This is a genomic window from Streptomyces sp. SAT1 (genome assembly GCF_001654495.1).
Taxonomy (GTDB): domain Bacteria; phylum Actinomycetota; class Actinomycetes; order Streptomycetales; family Streptomycetaceae; genus Streptomyces; species Streptomyces andamanensis.
This window is the reverse complement of record NZ_CP015849.1, coordinates 3,655,531-3,672,074: the sequence shown is the minus strand read 5'-3', so window position 1 is coordinate 3,672,074 and position 16,544 is coordinate 3,655,531. Positions and strand designations below refer to the sequence as shown.

Sequence of the window (16,544 nt, the reverse complement as noted above, 5' to 3'; positions counted from 1 at the left end):
GGCCCTGTCACACGATGAGCAGTACTACCAACTCACCGACGCACCACACGTCCACGATCGGCGCCATCGGAGCGCCCAGCCGCCGCAACACCGAACTGGCGCTGCTGGTCTTCGCGGTCGCCATCCCGGTGTTCGCCTACGCCAACGTGGGCCTGGCCATCAACAACGAGATCCCGGCCGGCCTGCTGAGCTACGGACTGGGCCTCGGCCTGATGGCGGGCGTCGCCCACCTCGTCGTCCGCAAGTTCGCGCCCTACGCCGACCCGCTGCTGCTCCCGCTGGCCACACTGCTCAACGGGCTCGGCCTGGTCATCATCTGGCGGCTGGACCAATCGAAACTGCTCCAGTACATCAAGGCGGCCGGCGACAAGGCGCCCACCCAGCTGCTGTACACCGCGATGGGCATCGCGCTCTTCGCGGTCGTGCTGATCTTTCTCAAGGACCACCGCGTCCTTCAGCGCTACACGTACATCTCCATGGTCGGCGCGCTGGTCCTGCTGCTGCTGCCGCTGGTCCCCGGCCTCGCGCTGCCCGTCTACGGCGCCAAGATCTGGATCCACGTCGGCGGCTTCTCCATCCAGCCCGGCGAGTTCGCCAAGATCGTGCTGGCCTTCTTCTTCGCCGGCTACCTGATGGTGAAGCGGGACGCGCTCGCCCTGGCCAGCCGCCGCTTCATGGGCCTGTACCTGCCGCGCGGCCGCGACCTCGGCCCGATCCTGGTGGTCTGGGTCATCTCGATCCTCATCCTGGTCTTCGAGACGGACCTCGGCACCTCGCTGCTGTTCTTCGGCATGTTCGTCGTCATGCTGTACGTCGCCACCGAGCGCACCAGCTGGATCGTCTTCGGTCTGCTGATGTCGGGGGCCGGCGCGTTCGGCGTGGCCAGCTTCGAGCCGCACGTGCACCAGCGCGTGCAGGCGTGGCTGGACCCGATGAACGAGTACCGGCTCAGCCGCTCCGGCGCTCCCGGCTTTCACTCCGAGCAGCTCCAGCAGGCCCTGTGGGCGTTCGGCTCCGGCGGCACCCTCGGCTCCGGCCTCGGCCAGGGCCACTCCGACCTCATCCGGTTCGCCGCCAACTCCGACTTCGTCCTCGCCACCTTCGGCGAGGAGCTGGGCCTGGCCGGCGTCATGGCGATCCTGCTGCTCTACGGCCTGATCGTGGAACGCGGCATCCGCACCGCGCTCGCCGCCCGCGACCCGTTCGGCAAGCTGCTCGCCGTCGGCCTGTCCGGTGCCTTCGCGCTCCAGGTCTTCGTGGTGGCCGGCGGTGTGATGGGCCTGATCCCGCTGACCGGTATGACGATGCCCTTCCTCGCGTACGGCGGCTCCTCCGTCATCGCGAACTGGGCCCTGATCGGCATCCTGATCAGGATCAGCGACACCGCCCGCCGCCCGGCGCCCGCGCCCGCCTCCAACTCGGACGCCGAGATGACCCAGGTGGTCCGCCCCGGCGGCGCCGGGCCCGTGGAGTGACCTCGATCACCAGTCGTAACCCTGTCCGCACCATGTGTCACTCACTAGGGTGATGGGCGACCGGATCACTCCCCTGACCAAGGAGTGACCATCGACTCACCTGGGGGTTTCCATGCTTCACATGGGTGCACGCGGAAAGCGTCTCGCGGTGGGCGTCGCCGCCGCGTTCGGCGCCGTGCTGTTCACGGTGACCAGCGCGACGGGCGCGCAGGCCGCAGGACGGCTGTACGGGGGCAACTGGACGACGGACGACGTCAAGATCCGCAAGGGTCCGAGCACCGGTACGGCGATCGTGGAACACGCCTACAAGGAGGACGGCGCCGTCGTGAAGTGCTGGGTCAACGGCGAAGGCGTCTACGGCAACACCACCTGGTGGTACGTGTCGGACACCAGCTCCGGCAAGGGCCTCTGGGGCTACACGTCCGATTACTACTTCAATGTGGCCAACGGCAAGCCGCCGAAGTGCTGACGTTGAGCGGACCATCGGCGCGTTCATGAGGGACGGCTCCCGGAACCGGCACCCGCCGTGTTCCGGGAGCCGTTGCCCGTTTTCCGGAACCCGTCGTACCTCGGGTGCGTCTATGGACCAGTGGCGGTGGGCGGCCCCGTCCGGGAGGCACAGGCACTGCCTCTAAACTGGGGCCGGCCATGGATGAGCGCCAGCACCGACGGCACCGAGAGACTGAAGCGGCAGGCGCACCTGTCAGCTTGTGGAAAGGCCGGATGTGAACAAGCCCCTGCGCCGGATCGCGATCTTCTGCGGACTGCTGGTCCTCACGCTGCTCATCCGCGACAACTGGCTCCAGTACGCCAAGGCCGACAGCCTGAAGAACGACGACAACAACCGTCGCGTCACCATCGCCCGCTACGCGCACCCGCGCGGTGACATCATCGTCGGCGGCTCGCCGATCACCGGGTCGGTGGAGACCAAGACCAGCGCGATCGACGACCTGAAGTACAAGCGGACGTACAAGGACGGCCCCATGTGGGCGCCCGTCACCGGTTTCGCCTCGCAGGCCTTCGACGCCAACCTGCTGGAGAAGGTCGAGGACGGGATCCTCACCGGCAACGACGACCGGCTCTTCTTCCGCAACACCCTGGACATGCTCACCGGCAAGCCCAAGCAGGGCGGCAACGTCGTCACCACGCTGAACGCGGCCGCGCAGAAGGCGGCGTACGACGGGCTCAAGGGCCGCGGCAAGGGCGCCGTCGTCGCGCTCGAACCGTCCACCGGCAAGATCCTCGCGCTGGCCTCCTTCCCGTCCTACGATCCCGGCTCCTTCGCCGGCGCCTCCAACGCGGACGCGGCGGCCCGTAACAAGCTCCTGAAGGAGAACAACCCCGACGACCCGACGCTGAACCGGGCGCTGCGCGAGACCTACCCGCCGGGCTCCACCTTCAAGGTGGTCACCGCCGCCGCCGCGCTGGAGAACGGGCTGTACACCTCGGCCGACCAGAACACCAACTCGCCGGACCCGTGGATCATGCCGCACACCACCACCCCGCTGCCCAACGAGGGCCCGATCCCCTGCAAGAACGCCAATATGCGCGAGGCGCTGCGCTGGTCCTGCAACACCGTGTTCGGCAAGATCGGCGCCGACCTGGGCAACAAGAAGATGCTGGACGAGGCGAAGAAGTTCGGCTTCACCAGCGAGCAGTTCACCCCGGTGCGCTCCAACGCCTCGGTGTTCTCCGACAACATGGAGCCCTCGCAGGTCGCGCAGTCCTCGATCGGCCAGTTCAACACCGCCGCCACCCCGCTCCAGATGGCCATGGTCGTCTCCGCGGTCGCCAACGACGGCAAGCTGATGAAGCCGTACATGGTGGACAAGCTCCAGTCGCCCAACCTGGACACGCTGGAGCAGACCCAGCCCGAGGAGCTGAGCCGGCCGCTGACCTCCAAGAACGCCCAGATCCTCCAGGACATGATGGAGACGGTCGTCGAGAAGGGCACCGGCAAGAACGCGCAGATCGGCGGCGGCGTCACCGTCGGCGGCAAGACCGGTACCGCCCAGCACGGCGTGAACAACAAGGGCAAGCCGTACGCCTGGTTCATCTCCTACGCCAAGACGAGCGACGGCAGCGCGCCGGTGGCCGTCGCCGTGGTCGTCGAGGACGAGCAGGCCAGCCGCGAGGACATCTCCGGCGGCGGCCTCGCGGCGCCCATCGCGAAGAGCGTCATGCAGGCGGTCATCAACTCCAAGCGGTGATCTCCGTCACGGGTCCTTCACAACGGTGCATGGTGCGGTACCGGTCCTGTATCGGGTGACGGGCTTGGCCGGATCCCACAGAACCAGCCGGGTACGGTAGGCCCGGACAACACCAATCGAAAGGGCTGGTAGGTAGCTGTCAGCCGCTCCCCGGCCGAAGAGGCCGGGGCCCGCCCGCCCCTAGTGGGCGAGTCCCTGGTTGACCAGCCCGAGTCATCGGTGAACGGAGGTGTTCGATGACTACGTTTCATACAGGTGAGCAGACCCACCCTGCCGTACTTCCTCAGCGGCAGGCTCTGGAACCCACGGCTGCAGACAACCCCGGGAGCTGGGACGAAACGGGCCGTGAGCGCATCACCCGCCAGGGTGATGCAGCCGGTATGGAACATGGGCGAGGGGAGACCGTACGCACGTCACCTCCCGGCGTACGGCGACACCCCGACGCTGCCGCGTCCGCGGTAGTGAAGGGAGGAGAGGCTGTTCGTGAGAGCAGCATTCCGCAGGCAGGAGCGAGTCAACCGAGGGCAGGGGCACAAATGGTCGCCGTCCTCGACAGGAACGGGTGTCCGCTGATGCCCTGCCATCCCGCTCGAGCCCGCAGACTCATGGCCGGTGGCCGGGCGGTCGTAGTGAAAACCGCACCGTTCGTCATCCGTCTGAAAGACCGCGTTGCGGAGAGCTCCGAGGTATCCGGCGTTGCGGTACGCATCGACCCCGGTTCGAAGGGTACGGGCATCGCCGTCACCGCCGATGTCGAGTGCTCCGACCGGGGCAGCGGTGAGGTCACGACAAGTCGCCGGGGGCTGCACGCAACGGAACTCCAGCACCGTGGCGCACAGATCCACAAGAGCATGCGACAGCGGGCGGATCACCGCCGCAGGCGACGCGGCGCGAATCTACGCTACCGGGCGCCCCGATTTCTCAACCGGTCACGTCCCAAGGGATGGCTTGCCCCGTCCCTGCAGCACCGGGTGGACACGACCCTGAGTACCGTCGCTCGGCTCACAAGATGGTTCCCGGTCACTGAACTCCATGTCGAGCGTGCTGCTTTCGACACCGCGGCGTTTGGCCTTGATCGTGGCGGCCCGAACAGTGTGGAGTACCAGCAGGGCGCTCTCGCGGGATACGAGGTTCGCCAGTACCTACTGGAGAAGTGGGATCGCTCCTGCGCCTACTGCGGAGCGAAGAACGTCCCGCTCCAGATCGACCACATCCACCCTCGCGCTACCGGGGGCTCCGACCGCATCAGTAACCTGACCCTCGCCTGTGCTTCCTGCAATCAGGACAAAGCCGCGCGTCCGGTGGAGGAGTTCCTGGCCGGCAGGCCCGTGCAGTTGGCGCGGCTCCTCGCCGGAGCACAGACGCCACTGCGGGACGCGGCAGCCATGAACGCCACCCGCTGGAAGCTTTGGCAGGCCCTCGAGAGCCTGGGGCTGCCTCTGTCCGCGTGGTCCGGCGGACGGACCAAGTACAACCGGTCGATGCAGGGCCTCGCGAAGTCGCACACACTCGATGCCCTCGCGGTCGGCGAGGCCGGCCCCAGCACCCGGGTTGTCCGATACCCCGGCACAGTACTGGTCACCTCAGCGTGTGGGCGCGGCTCCTACGCACGCACGCGCTCGGACAAGCACGGCTTCCCCAGGCTCTACCTGCCACGTCAGAAGCAGCACCACGGTTTTGCGACTGGCGATCTCGTCCGGGCCCACATTCCACGCGGCAAGTACCGAGGTACACACACCGGTCGCGTTGCTGTGCGTGCTTCCGGCACCCACCGCATCTCCATCCCTGGCGGGTACGCCGACACCAGCCACAGCAACCTGCGCCTTCTTCAACGAGGCGACGGATACGCCTACACCATGAGGAAGGAGGACGCGCGGCCTTAGAAGGGTTCCGTGGGTGTTCTACGTCTGAGCACGGAACACGGAGCCATCGGCCTCCAGCCTGACGGCGAGAGGCAACCGCGCAAGGATTCTGATGGAAGAGCCACGTCGCCTCGGCGGCCGGTACGAGCTGGGCCATGTGCTCGGCCGTGGTGGCATGGCGGAGGTGTACCTCGCGCATGACACCCGCCTGGGCCGCACCGTGGCGGTGAAGACGCTGCGCGCCGACCTGGCGCGCGACCCTTCCTTCCAGGCCCGGTTCCGCCGGGAGGCCCAGTCGGCCGCCTCGCTCAACCACCCCGCGATCGTCGCGGTCTACGACACGGGCGAGGACTACATCGACGGGGTCTCGATCCCGTACATCGTCATGGAGTACGTCGACGGCTCCACCCTCCGTGAGCTGCTGCACAGCGGGCGCAAGCTGCTGCCCGAGCGGGCCATGGAGATGACCATCGGCATCCTCCAGGGCCTGGAGTACGCCCACCGCAGCGGCATCGTGCACCGCGACATCAAGCCGGCCAACGTCATGCTGACCCGCAACGGCCAGGTCAAGGTGATGGACTTCGGCATCGCCCGCGCCATGGGCGACTCCGGTATGACCATGACGCAGACGGCCGCGGTCATCGGCACCGCCCAGTACCTCTCCCCGGAGCAGGCCAAGGGCGAGCAGGTCGACGCCCGCTCCGACCTGTACTCGACGGGCTGCCTGCTGTACGAGCTGCTGACCGTCCGGCCGCCGTTCGTCGGCGACTCCCCGGTGGCGGTGGCCTACCAGCATGTCCGCGAGGACCCCCAGCCGCCGAGCGTCTTCGATCCCGAGATCACGCCCGAGATGGACGCGATCGTGCTGCGCGCGCTGGTCAAGGACCCCGACTACCGCTACCAGTCGGCCGACGAGATGCGCGCCGACATCGAGGCGTGCCTCGACGGCCAGCCGGTCGCGGCCACCGCCGCGATGGGCGCGGTGGGCTACGGCGGCTACCCGGACGACCAGCCGACGACCGCGCTGCGCCCCGACGCCGGGGCCCCCGCCACCACGATGCTGCCGCCCATGAGCCCGGACGACGGCGGCTACGGCTACGACGACCGGCCCGACCGGCGCAGCCGGCCGCCGAAGAAGTCCAACACCTCGACGATCCTCCTGATCGTCGCCGCCGTGCTGGTCCTGATCGGCGCCATCCTGATCGGCAAGTACGTCTTCACCGGCCACGGGGCGACCAGTGACTCGATCCCCGCGCCGAACTTCGTGGGCCAGACCAAGACCGAGGCGCAGACCTCGGCGGACAACGTCAACCTGAAGCTGGCGTTCACCGACAAGGAGTGCGACGACCAGCCCAAGGGCCATGTCTGCTCGCAGGACCCCGCGCCCAAGAGCGACGTCAAGAAGGGCGACACGGTCAACCTGGTCATGTCGACCGGGGCGCCGAAGGTCACGGTCCCGGACGTCACCGGCCTCACCTTCGACAAGGCCTCCGCGCAGCTGACCGACAAGGACCTCAAGGTCGAGAAGCGGGAGCAGGAGTCCGCCGACCGCCCCGAGGGCGTCGTCATCTCGCAGGACCCGGGCGGCGACAAGGAGGTCGAGAAGGGCGCGACGATCACCCTGACGGTCGCCAAGCCCGTCGCGAAGGCCACCGTCCCCCAGGTCAACGGCCAGAGCTGCGACGCCGCCAAGCAGCAGATGCAGGCCAACGGGCTCCAGGGCGACTGCGTCGAGGTCGACAACAGCGACCCCGACCAGGCCGGCAAGGTCATCAACACCGTCCCGGGCGCCGGCCAGCAGGTCGACAAGGACTCGAAGGTGACGATCCAGATCGGCAAGCAGGTCGAGCAGCCGCAGCAGACCCAGGTGCCCTCTGTCCGGGGCAAGAAGGTCTCGGAGGCCAAGCAGCTCCTGAACGCGGCCGGCTTCACCAACATCCAGTTCGCGGGCAGCGGTGGCGACGACAACGCGTTCGTCATCAACCAGGACCCGCAGCCGGGCCAGCAGACCGACAACCCGGGCGGCACGCAGATCACGCTGACCACCGTCGGCGGTCCGGGCGGCGGGAACGGCGGGAACGGCGGCGACCACGGCGGCTTCTTCCCCTGATCGACCGGCCCGTCCCGTGAACGGAGCCCCGGCCCTCGTCCATGAGGGCCGGGGCTCCGTCGTGCCGCCTCGGCGAGCCGGGGAGGGGGAGGGGGAGAGAGACCGCGGGAGGGGGGAGAGACCGGGCTCAGTCCAGTTCCTTCGGCGGTGTGCGCTTGCCGTCGACCGGGTCCACGCGGACCAGCTCGCCCCAGACCACGTACCGGTAGCGGGAGGTGTACACGGGCGTGCAGGTGGTCAGCGTGATGTAGTGGCCCGGCTTCTTCACCCCGGACTCCTCCGGGACCCGGTCCAGGACGCCGACGTCGAACTTCGAGGTCTCCGGGAGGATGTCGAAGACCTTGTAGACGTACCACTTGTCCCGGGTCTCGAAGACGATCGGGTCGCCCTCGCGCATCTTGTCGATGTTGTGGAACTTCGCGCCGTGCCCGTCCCGGTGCGCGGCGAGGGTGAAGTTGCCCTTCTTGCCGGTCACCGGCAGGGTCGCGGCGACGGGGTCCGTGTAGTAGCCGGCCACGCCGTCGTTGAGGATGTCGGTCGAGGTGCCCTTCTTCACCAGCACCTCGCCGTTGTGCATGGCCGGGACGTGCAGGAAGCCGATGCCGTCCTTGGTGTCCAGGGCGCCGGGGCCGGGCGCGGAGTGCGCCCACTGGTCGCGGACCTTGTGGCCCTGCCGGTCGGCCTTGCGGTCCGCTATGACGTTCGTCCACCACAGGGAGTAGACGACGAACAGGCCGAGCACCAGGCCGGCCGTGATGAGGAGTTCACCGAACACGCTGACGGCGAGCGCCACCCGGCCGCCGCCCCGGCGGCGCCGGCGCGGTGCCGGGCCGTCCTCTGTGTGCTCTGCCGTGTCGTCCGCGGTCGCTGCCACTGTTCCCTCTGCCCTTTAGCTGACGAGCGCATCCGGCTTCCCCTTGCTGCGCGGCCGTTCCTCGACCATCCTGCCCCAGACGATCAAGCGGTACTTGCTGGTGAACTCCGGGGTGCAGGTGGTCAGCGTGATGTACCGGCCGGGCTTGGTGAAGCCCGAGCCCTTGGGCACCGGGTCCAGGACGGCGGTGTTGCCGGGGGAGGTCACCGGGAGCGTCGACGTCATCTTGTAGACGTAGTACGCGTCCTGCGTCTCCACCACGATCGGGTCGCCCGGCTTGAGCCTGTTGATGTACCGGAAGGGCTCGCCGTGGGTGTTGCGGTGGGCCGCGAGTCCGAAGTTGCCCGTCTTCGCGTCCGGCATCGCCGTGTCGAAGTCGCCCTTGCCGTAGTGCCCGACCATGCCCTTGTCCAGCACCTGCGCCTTGCTGGTGCCCTCGGCGACCGGCACCACCACGTCGAGCGCCGGGATGTGCAGGAGGGCGAAGCCCTGCCCCGGCTCGAAGGTGCCCGGGTTGCGCCTGCCGCTCGCCCAGTCGTCCTGGAGGTGGTGGGCCTCGCTGCCCGCCTGCGCGTGCGCGCGGATGTTCGTCCACCACAGCTGGTAGGTGACGAACAGCAGCATCACCACACCCGTGGTGATGAACAGTTCGCCGACGATCCGGCTGACGACGACACCGGGGGACGGCCGCCGCGCCCGTGCCCGCCTGCGGGCCTCCACCCGGGTCAGCGGCGCGGACGGCCCGCCGTCCTCCGGGGACGGTCCGGCCGCGGGGCCGGTGCCCCGTCGGCGGCTGTGGCGGCTGTGACGGCTCCTGGCGGCCTTTCTGCGGGCCGCGCGTCCCTCGTGGGGCTCCTGGTGCGCCGGGGAGCCGGAAGAGGCCGTGGCGCCCGCTGAGCGCCCCCGCGCCCCGGGCGCCGTCCCCGTCCCCGGACCGGCCGCCGCGGCGGGATCGGCGACCCGCAGCGCCATCGTCTCGTCGTCGGCCGGCGCCGGGCCGGGCCCCGGTCCGGCGCGGAAGCCGGGCGCCGCCGAGGCGTGCGAGCCGTACGGCGCCTCCGTGTACGGGTCCCCGGAGGCGTACGCCTCCGTGCCGTACCGGTCGGCGCCGGACTCGCGCTCGGGGCGCAGCGCGGTCACGCCGTGGCCCTGCCCACCACCGGGGCGAGCCCCGCCGACCTCGCCACGGCACCCGTGTCGCCGCACTCCGCCAGCCAGTTGGCCAGCATCCGGTGCCCGTGCTCGGTCAGCACCGACTCGGGGTGGAACTGCACGCCCTCCACCGGCAGTTCCCGGTGGCGCAGGCCCATGATGATGCCGTCGTGCGTGCGGGCGGTGACCTCCAGCTCGGCCGGGACGGTGGCGGGCTCGGCGGCCAGCGAGTGGTAGCGGGTCGCGGTGAAGGGGGAGGGCAGCCCGGCGAAGACGCCCTTGCCGGTGTGCTCGACCGGCGAGGTCTTGCCGTGCAGCAGCTCGGGCGCCCGGTCCACCACACCGCCGTACGCCACCTGCATCGACTGCATGCCCAGGCAGACGCCGAAGACGGGGACGCCGGTGGCGGCGCAGTGCCGGACCATGTCCACGCACACCCCGGCCTGCTCGGGCGTGCCCGGCCCCGGCGAGAGCAGCACGCCGTCGAAACCGTCCTGGGCGTGCGCCGTCGACACCTCGTCGTTGCGCAGCACCTCGCACTCGGCGCCGAGCTGGTAGAGGTACTGGACCAGGTTGAAGACGAAGCTGTCGTAGTTGTCGACGACGAGAATCCGCGCGCTCACTGGTTGTCCACCGTCACATCGTTGAAGGGAAGCAGCGGCTCCGCCCAGGGGAAGACGTACTGGAACAGGACGTAGACCACGGCCAGGACCAGCACGAGTGAGACCAGGGCCTTCAGCCACGCGTTGCCCGGCAGATGCCGCCAGATCCAGCCGTACATGCCGTCCCTTCCGTCTCCCCACGGCACCCGATGCACGCCGTACCGCACCAGACTAACGGCGCGATGCCCTCGGTTTCCGGCCTTCCGGGAGCAGTTCCCCCTTCCCGGTCCGGCTCCCGGTCCGGCTCCCGGTCCGGCTCCGGTCCGGCACGCGGGCGCCGTGGCTAGCCGACGGGCTGCGCGTAGTGCAGGTCCACGGCCCCGGTGTAGCCGGGCAGCGTGGCCGTCCCGTCCTCGGTGACCTTCCAGCCGAGGCCGTAGACGTTGACGTACACCATGTAGTTCTGGATCGCCGGGGAGTCGGCGAGCGCCTTCTGCAGCCGGTCCGGGTCGCCGACCGCCGTGATCTTGTACGGCGGTGAGTAGACGCGGCCCTGGAGGATCAGGGTGTTGCCCACGCAGCGCACCGCGCTGGTGGAGATCAGCCGCTGGTCCATCACCTTGATCCCGCGGGCGCCGCCGTTCCACAGCGCGTTGACGACGGCCTGGAGGTCCTGCTGGTGGATGACCAGGTAGTCGGGCTGCGGCTCGGGATAGCCGGGGAGCTTGGCGGTCGCGTTCGGCGGGGCGTCGTTCAGGGTGACGCTGACCGCCTTGCCCTTGAGCGGCCGGGTGCCCGCGCTGTCCTCCAGGCCGGAGAGCTTCTCGTCCTGCGCCTTCGTGCCGCCGCCGTCGCTGCGGGCGAGGGACTCGACGTCGCCGCGCAGGGTCGCGTTGGACTCGTCCAGCTCCTTGTTCTTGCGGCTGCGCTCCTGGACCAGGTCGGACAGCTTGAGCAGCGAGGTGTCCGTGCGGATGTTGGTGCCCTTGGCCGTGTCGAAGCTGGTGAAGAAGATCAGCCCGGCGAGCGCGAACACGGCCGCCGTGAGGATCCGCACCGGCGGGAAGCGGCGGGCGCGGTCCCGGTCGGCACCCGGCCCCGGGGAGTCGGCGGAATTGCTCAACGTACCCTTATCTCCTTCGGCACCGCGGAAGCACTACGCTAACGGACGCCCCGGGGGAGCACTCGTCGTCCCCACGCAGTGCCCTTGTACGCTGCCCCGGAGCCAGTCCAGATTCCTGCGCGGCCACGCAGCGCATCGACAGGAGAGACCCTCGTGCCGAAGTCACGTATCCGCAAGAAGGCCGACTACACGCCGCCGCCCGCCAAGCAGGGCACGGTCATCAAGCTGGAGAGCCGCGGCTGGGTGGCCCCGGTGATGCTGGCCATGTTCGTCATCGGCCTGGCCTGGATCGTCGTCTTCTACGTGACCGACGGTTCGCTGCCGATCGACGCGCTGGACAACTGGAACATCGTGGTGGGCTTCGGCTTCATCGCCGCGGGGTTCGGCGTCTCCACGCAGTGGAAGTAGCGGCTGCCGACTCCGCCGGGCCCGGTGGAAGCGCGGTTCGCCGTACGGTGAACACAGCTCTGCCCACGGGTATCCGCTGAGTTATCCACAGGTCGGGCCGAATTTCCACACAACGCCTGGGGAAAAGCCGACGATCTGTGGATAACTCATCAGCCGTTGACGCCGGTACGACTGTCGCACCACTCCGCCGGTAGCGGACTGCCCCCTGCCTGACCTGCACAGACACAGGTGAGCGACAGGGGGCACAGCTGTTCCCGCACACTGTGCACAAGGACGCGCACCCACTGTGGACAACCGTGCGAGAAGGGCGGCACGGCGGGCGACGGGAGCGGGCTCAGGTGAGCTGGGCGGTTCTGACCACGGTCAGCACCACCACGACCGCCAGCACCAGCGCGCAGGTCCCGTACTGCACCAGGTTCCGGTGCTCGCGCGGCGCGTGCACCATGGCGTAGCCGGTGATCACACCGGCGACGAGCCCGCCGATGTGCGCCTGCCAGGCGATGTTCAGCCCCGGGCCGAAGGTGAAGACCAGGTTGATCACCAGCAGGGCGATGACCGGGCGCATGTCGTAGCGGAGCCGGCGCATCAGCACGGCGGTGGCGCCGAAGAGGCCGAAGATCGCACCGGAGGCGCCGACCGAGGGCTGGTTGGGGGCGGCGAGCAGATAGGAGAGCGCGCTGCCGGCCAGTCCGGAGACGAAGTACAGCGACAGATACCGGACGCGGCCGAGGGCCGCCTCCAGCGGGCCGCCGATCCACCACAGGCTCAGCATGTTGAACGCGATGTGCAGATAGCCGCCGTGCAGGAACATCGCGGTCAGCAGCCGGTACCACTGCCCCTCGGCGACGCCCTCGACGGCTCCCGACGACGGGATGTACGCATCGCCGACGAGCGAGAACCGGTCGGTGAAGGAGTCGCCCAGCGCGAGCTGGACCAGGTAGAAGGCCAGGTTGAGCCCGATCAGCACCTTGGTGAACAGCCGCGGATCGGCGCTCACCGTGCCCCCGGCCACCGTGCGCGGCCGGGACGCCGCGGGTGTGTGCCCGGTCCCCGACCCGCTGCGGACGCAGTCCGGGCACTGGAACCCCACGGAGGCGCTGACCATGCACTCCGGGCAGATCGGCCGCTCGCAGCGGGTGCAGCGGATGCCGGTCTCGCGGTCCGGGTGCCGGTAGCAGGTGGGCACGCCCTGGCCGCCCTGGCCGACCTGCGGGCTGCCTGGTGCCTGGTCCATCGGGTCCCCTCACGTTCGTCACGGACGGTGCACGACTCAGTACGGCTCACCGCGGGCAACGCACCGCCCCGCTCATCCTTACGGACGAGCGGGGCGTTTGGTTCCCTCGGGGCGCGGTGCCGGGAGTGGTCCCCGGCTCAGGCGTCGCGGGTCTCGACGACGACCGACTCGATGACGACGTCCTTGACGGGACGGTCGTTGCGCGGGTTGGTCTGCGTACCCACGATGGCGTCGACGACCTTCTTGCTGGCGTCGTCGGCGACCTCACCGAAGATGGTGTGCTTGCGGGTCAGCCATGCCGTCGGGGCGACGGTGATGAAGAACTGCGAGCCGTTGGTGCCCGGACCGGCGTTGGCCATGGCCAGCAGGTAGGGGCGGTCGAAGGCGAGGTCCGGGTGGAACTCGTCCTTGAACTGGTAGCCGGGGCCACCGGTGCCGTTGCCCAGCGGGTCGCCGCCCTGGATCATGAAACCGCTGATCACCCGGTGGAAGACCGTGCCGTCGTACAGCCGGTCCGTGGTCTTCTCGCCGGTGGCGGGGTGCGTCCACTCGCGCTCACCGTTGGCGAGTTCCACGAAGTTGCGGACCGTCTCGGGGGCATGGTTCGGCAGGAGCCGCACCTGGATGTCGCCGTTGTTGGTCTTCAGGGTGGCGTAGAGCTGCTCAGCCACGATCTGCCTTCCGTTGTCTTCCTGTGACTCCCCGATCCTCGCACGGCGCGCGCCCCGCGTCGCCCGGCGGCCGCTTCCGGGCACCGATCCGCCGGAACCGGTTGCGGGTTCCGGGACGGCTCGCTCCGGTCCAGGGGGCGCGCGTCGCTCCGGTCCAGGGGGCGCGCATGACCCGGATGCGCGTCCTCGCATGCCTTCGGGGCCGTTCGCAGGCATGATCCGTAAAAGGGTGGAAAGTCGAATGACCGTACGCCACCGAGGAGGAGGAACCCGTGACCCGCATCGACAGCGTGCGCGCCGCCACCGGCTCGGCGAGGGACAGCGTGCTGCACGCCGCGGACGTGGTGGCGCCCTACGCCGACACGGCCAGGGACAGGGCCGCGCACTACGCGCACGAGGCACGCGTACGGCTCGCGCCGAAGGTGTCGCTCGCCGCCGACCAGGCCCGCGTCCAGTACGGCGCCTACGTCGCACCCCGGCTGGAGCAGGCGCGCACCCAGGCCATGACCCATGTCCCGCCGAAGCTGGACCAGGCCGCCCAGGAGGCCGCCGAGCGGACCCGCAGGGCCGCCCGCCAGGCCGCCGAGTACTCCAGGCCGCGGATCGAGCAGGCGAGGGCCGCCGCGGCACCGGTCGCGGACGAGGCCGCCGCGCGCGGGGCCGCCGCGCTGGCCGCGCTGCGCGGCCAGGTCCCGGCCCGGAAGATCCAGAAGCTGGCCCGCCGGCAGAGCTGCCGGGCTCGCGCCGGGCGCGTCGCGAAGGTGTTCGTGATCGCCGGTGTCGTCGCGGGCGGCGCCTTCGCCGCCTGGAAGTGGTGGGACCGGCAGGCCAACCCGGACTGGCTGGTGGAGCCGCCCGCCCCGACCGAGGTCCCCGAGACCGGCCGGCTGTCCTCGGTGGACGGCAGCGGCCAAAGCGTGCTGGACCCCGAGGTCCGCGCGAAGGAGGCCGAGGAGGAGAAGGACCGCGACGAGTAGGACCGCGACGAGCAGGACCGCGACGAGCAGGGTCTTCCGGTCGGTACGAACCGGACGGTCCTCCCTGGTCAGGGCAGGCCGTTGACGCTTCGGCCGGAGAGCCATCCGGCCGGGCGGGCCGAGGTCGCGGGATCGGGGAGATCCGGGCGGAAACGTTCCTGGATGCAAAGGGCCGGTGTACGCCGGTCCCGGTCCAGGAGCCGGGTGGTGCTGGGCGGCGGCCGGGTGGCCGTCGGCGTCCCGGCGGGCGAGGCCGCGGCCCGGCAGAAGACGTGGACGGCCGGTCGCCGCGACGGCCGCTCTCCGGGGCTCCCGGGTGGTCTTGGGGAGCGCGGCGGTCCGGGGACGGCGGCCGACCGCGCCGAGGCCCGGATCGGCCGGCACCGTGATCCTGGCGGTCATCACGGTCGCCGCAGCGCGCTCACGGCCCGCTGGAACCGCTCGGGCAGCGTGCCGTGCGGGTCGGTGCGGGGACCGGTCACGAAGGAGACGGTCACCGTCGTCCCGCAGGTGGCGACACCGCTGCTCAGACCGCCGCCCAGCGGCCGCAGCACCAGTGGTGCCACCGCCGCGGCCGTCCCGCCCGGACAGGCGAGCGTGTCCGGGATCAGGCCCAGGTTGCTCGCCACGAGGTTGACGGACCGCGCCCCCATCGACGCGCTGAGCAGCCCGCGGGTCCATGGCGAGGGCAGGAGGCGGCCCGCGCGCAGCACCAGTTCGCTCCCCTCCCGGCGGCGGGCCCGGCTGACCGTCCGGGAGGCCCGGTGGACGCCGCGCAGGCACTCCCCCGGGTCCTCGGCCCCGGTCGGCAGCCGGAACCGCGCGGGGCCGATGGAGTTCCCCGCCACCGCCGGGGAGGCGGACGGCGTCAGGGCCATCGGCACCGTCGCCACGACGGCGGGCGGCACCGGCTGCCCGTGGGCGGCGAGATGGTCGCGCAGCGCCAGGGTGAGGGCGGCGAGATACACCACGTTGACGGTCGTACGGGATGTCTTCGCGATGTCCCGGAAGACCTCCAGCGGCACGTGGGTCCAGCCGACGGCGCACGGCCAGGCGGCCGGGGCACGCAGGAGGGGCGACCGGGGCGCGGTGCGGACGAGGTCGGTGGCCAGGGAGGCCGTCCCGCGCAGCGCGTACGCGGCCGTCCTGGCGGGGCCCGGCCGCGCGGTGGCGGTCCGGCCGGGCGGGGGCGGCGGCGCGACGGCCGGGCCGTCGCCCAGAAGACCGCGCAGGACGGCCATCGCGCCCAGCCCGTCGAGGAGGGCGTGATGGTGCCGCAGGAGCAGCGCGAAGTCCGCGTCCACGCCCCCCGGTCCGGCGGCGCCGTGCAGCAGTTCCAGTGACCACGGCGGGGCGTCGGGGGACGGGCGCGGCCGGGTCATCGTCCTCCCGGCCAGGTCCGCGAGCGTCTCCTGTCCGCCGCCCCGCGTCTCACCGACGTGTGCGCCGAGGTCACGCGCGCTGTCGTGGTGCCAGCGGGGGCGCCGCAGCGAAGGACCGGTCCGGTCGGGGCGCAACCGGAGCGCGGGAACGCACTCGGCGCGCTCGCGGACGTGCTCCGCGAGCGCGGGCAGCGGCGGGGGCGTGCCCTTCATCAGGACGAGGATCCCGGTCTCCACCGCCCCCGGGGAGTGGTGCCGTCCCAGCGCGAGGAAGGCGGCGTCGAGCACACCCACACGGAGCGGCGGAACGGGCGGGCGCGGCTCGTCCGGCGCGGGGGTCGTCCGGCCCGCTGGACTTCGGCGGCTGTACGGCATGACAGGCAGGATGTGCCGTCCGGCCCGGCCCCGGGGCGGAAGGACCGGCCCGCTGCCCGAAGGAGTGAAACCGGCGCCGCCGGGGCGCG

15 protein-coding genes are annotated in these 16,544 nt (G+C 70.5%); 7 read left to right on the top strand and 8 right to left on the bottom strand.

What is annotated here, in order from left to right:
* The first annotated feature begins 14 nt into the window (after positions 1-14).
* From A8713_RS15915 to pknB, 5 genes are all read left to right on the top strand, one after another.
* Positions 15-1,475 (top strand): FtsW/RodA/SpoVE family cell cycle protein, encoded by a 1,461-nt coding sequence (locus A8713_RS15915; protein WP_064534127.1) that lies wholly within the window; start codon positions 15-17, stop codon positions 1,473-1,475.
* Between the two features lie 121 nt (positions 1,476-1,596).
* Complete coding sequence (locus tag A8713_RS15910) at positions 1,597-1,944, top strand: hypothetical protein (protein ID WP_159393102.1); 348 nt, start codon at positions 1,597-1,599, stop codon at positions 1,942-1,944.
* A gap of 256 nt (positions 1,945-2,200) precedes the next feature.
* A complete protein-coding gene (locus A8713_RS15905) occupies positions 2,201-3,685 on the top strand; it encodes a penicillin-binding transpeptidase domain-containing protein (protein ID WP_064534123.1) in 1,485 nt (494 codons plus the stop codon).
* 536 nt (positions 3,686-4,221) lie between these two features.
* Positions 4,222-5,568 (top strand): RNA-guided endonuclease IscB, encoded by a 1,347-nt coding sequence (gene iscB, locus A8713_RS15900; protein WP_064534120.1) that lies wholly within the window; start codon positions 4,222-4,224, stop codon positions 5,566-5,568.
* Positions 5,569-5,659: 91 nt separating this feature from the next.
* Positions 5,660-7,657, top strand: coding sequence for a Stk1 family PASTA domain-containing Ser/Thr kinase (gene pknB / locus A8713_RS15895; RefSeq protein ID WP_064534118.1), 1,998 nt, complete (start codon positions 5,660-5,662; stop codon positions 7,655-7,657).
* Positions 7,658-7,784: 127 nt separating this feature from the next.
* On the opposite strand, the gene A8713_RS15890 is transcribed toward pknB, so the two are convergent.
* From A8713_RS15890 to A8713_RS15875, 5 genes are all read right to left on the bottom strand, one after another.
* Entirely contained in the window at positions 7,785-8,531 is a 747-nt protein-coding gene (locus A8713_RS15890) for a class E sortase (RefSeq protein WP_064534116.1), read from the bottom strand.
* 15 nt (positions 8,532-8,546) lie between these two features.
* Entirely contained in the window at positions 8,547-9,671 is a 1,125-nt protein-coding gene (locus tag A8713_RS15885) for a class E sortase (RefSeq protein WP_064534114.1), read from the bottom strand.
* A complete protein-coding gene (locus A8713_RS15880) occupies positions 9,668-10,306 on the bottom strand; it encodes an aminodeoxychorismate/anthranilate synthase component II (RefSeq protein WP_037894464.1) in 639 nt (212 codons plus the stop codon). The genes A8713_RS15885 and A8713_RS15880 overlap by 4 nt, the downstream gene beginning before the upstream one ends.
* Positions 10,303-10,464 (bottom strand): hypothetical protein, encoded by a 162-nt coding sequence (locus A8713_RS32300; RefSeq protein ID WP_173860855.1) that lies wholly within the window; start codon positions 10,462-10,464, stop codon positions 10,303-10,305. Before A8713_RS32300 ends, A8713_RS15880 begins: the two co-directional genes overlap by 4 nt.
* Positions 10,465-10,628: 164 nt before the next feature.
* On the bottom strand, positions 10,629-11,408 hold the full coding sequence (locus tag A8713_RS15875; protein ID WP_064534113.1) for a DUF881 domain-containing protein: 780 nt from the start codon (positions 11,406-11,408) through the stop codon (positions 10,629-10,631).
* A 153-nt stretch (positions 11,409-11,561) separates the two neighbouring features.
* Between A8713_RS15875 and crgA the strand changes: the two genes are divergently transcribed.
* The gene (gene crgA / locus A8713_RS15870; RefSeq protein WP_018569173.1) at positions 11,562-11,816 is read left to right on the top strand and encodes a cell division protein CrgA; all 255 of its coding nucleotides are present in this window, start codon (positions 11,562-11,564) and stop codon (positions 11,814-11,816) included.
* Positions 11,817-12,150: 334 nt separating this feature from the next.
* Here the strand turns inward: crgA and A8713_RS15865 are convergent, their stop codons facing one another.
* Together A8713_RS15865 and A8713_RS15860 are read right to left on the bottom strand one after the other, a co-directional pair.
* A complete protein-coding gene (locus A8713_RS15865) occupies positions 12,151-13,050 on the bottom strand; it encodes a rhomboid family intramembrane serine protease (RefSeq protein ID WP_064534111.1) in 900 nt (299 codons plus the stop codon).
* Positions 13,051-13,187: 137 nt separating this feature from the next.
* On the bottom strand, positions 13,188-13,721 hold the full coding sequence (locus A8713_RS15860; RefSeq protein WP_018569175.1) for a peptidylprolyl isomerase: 534 nt from the start codon (positions 13,719-13,721) through the stop codon (positions 13,188-13,190).
* A gap of 272 nt (positions 13,722-13,993) precedes the next feature.
* On the opposite strand from A8713_RS15860, the gene A8713_RS15855 reads away from it, so the two are divergent.
* Positions 13,994-14,698: a DUF5324 family protein gene (locus tag A8713_RS15855; protein WP_064534109.1), complete on the top strand. Its 705-nt coding sequence runs from the start codon at positions 13,994-13,996 to the stop codon at positions 14,696-14,698.
* Between the two features lie 401 nt (positions 14,699-15,099).
* Here the strand turns inward: A8713_RS15855 and A8713_RS15850 are convergent, their stop codons facing one another.
* The gene (locus A8713_RS15850) at positions 15,100-16,374 is read right to left on the bottom strand and encodes a wax ester/triacylglycerol synthase domain-containing protein (protein ID WP_064534107.1); all 1,275 of its coding nucleotides are present in this window, start codon (positions 16,372-16,374) and stop codon (positions 15,100-15,102) included.
* Between the last annotated feature and the right edge of the window lie 170 nt (positions 16,375-16,544).

Coding starts and splice junctions, on each gene's coding strand:
- A8713_RS15915 (WP_064534127.1), top strand. CDS start 15: ATGAGCAGTACTACCAACTCACCGACGCACCACACGTCCACGATCGGC.
- A8713_RS15910 (WP_159393102.1), top strand. CDS start 1,597: ATGGGTGCACGCGGAAAGCGTCTCGCGGTGGGCGTCGCCGCCGCGTTC.
- iscB (WP_064534120.1), top strand. CDS start 4,222: ATGGTCGCCGTCCTCGACAGGAACGGGTGTCCGCTGATGCCCTGCCAT.
- pknB (WP_064534118.1), top strand. CDS start 5,660: ATGGAAGAGCCACGTCGCCTCGGCGGCCGGTACGAGCTGGGCCATGTG.
- A8713_RS32300 (WP_173860855.1), bottom strand. CDS start 10,464: ATGTACGGCTGGATCTGGCGGCATCTGCCGGGCAACGCGTGGCTGAAG.
- A8713_RS15865 (WP_064534111.1), bottom strand. CDS start 13,050: ATGGACCAGGCACCAGGCAGCCCGCAGGTCGGCCAGGGCGGCCAGGGC.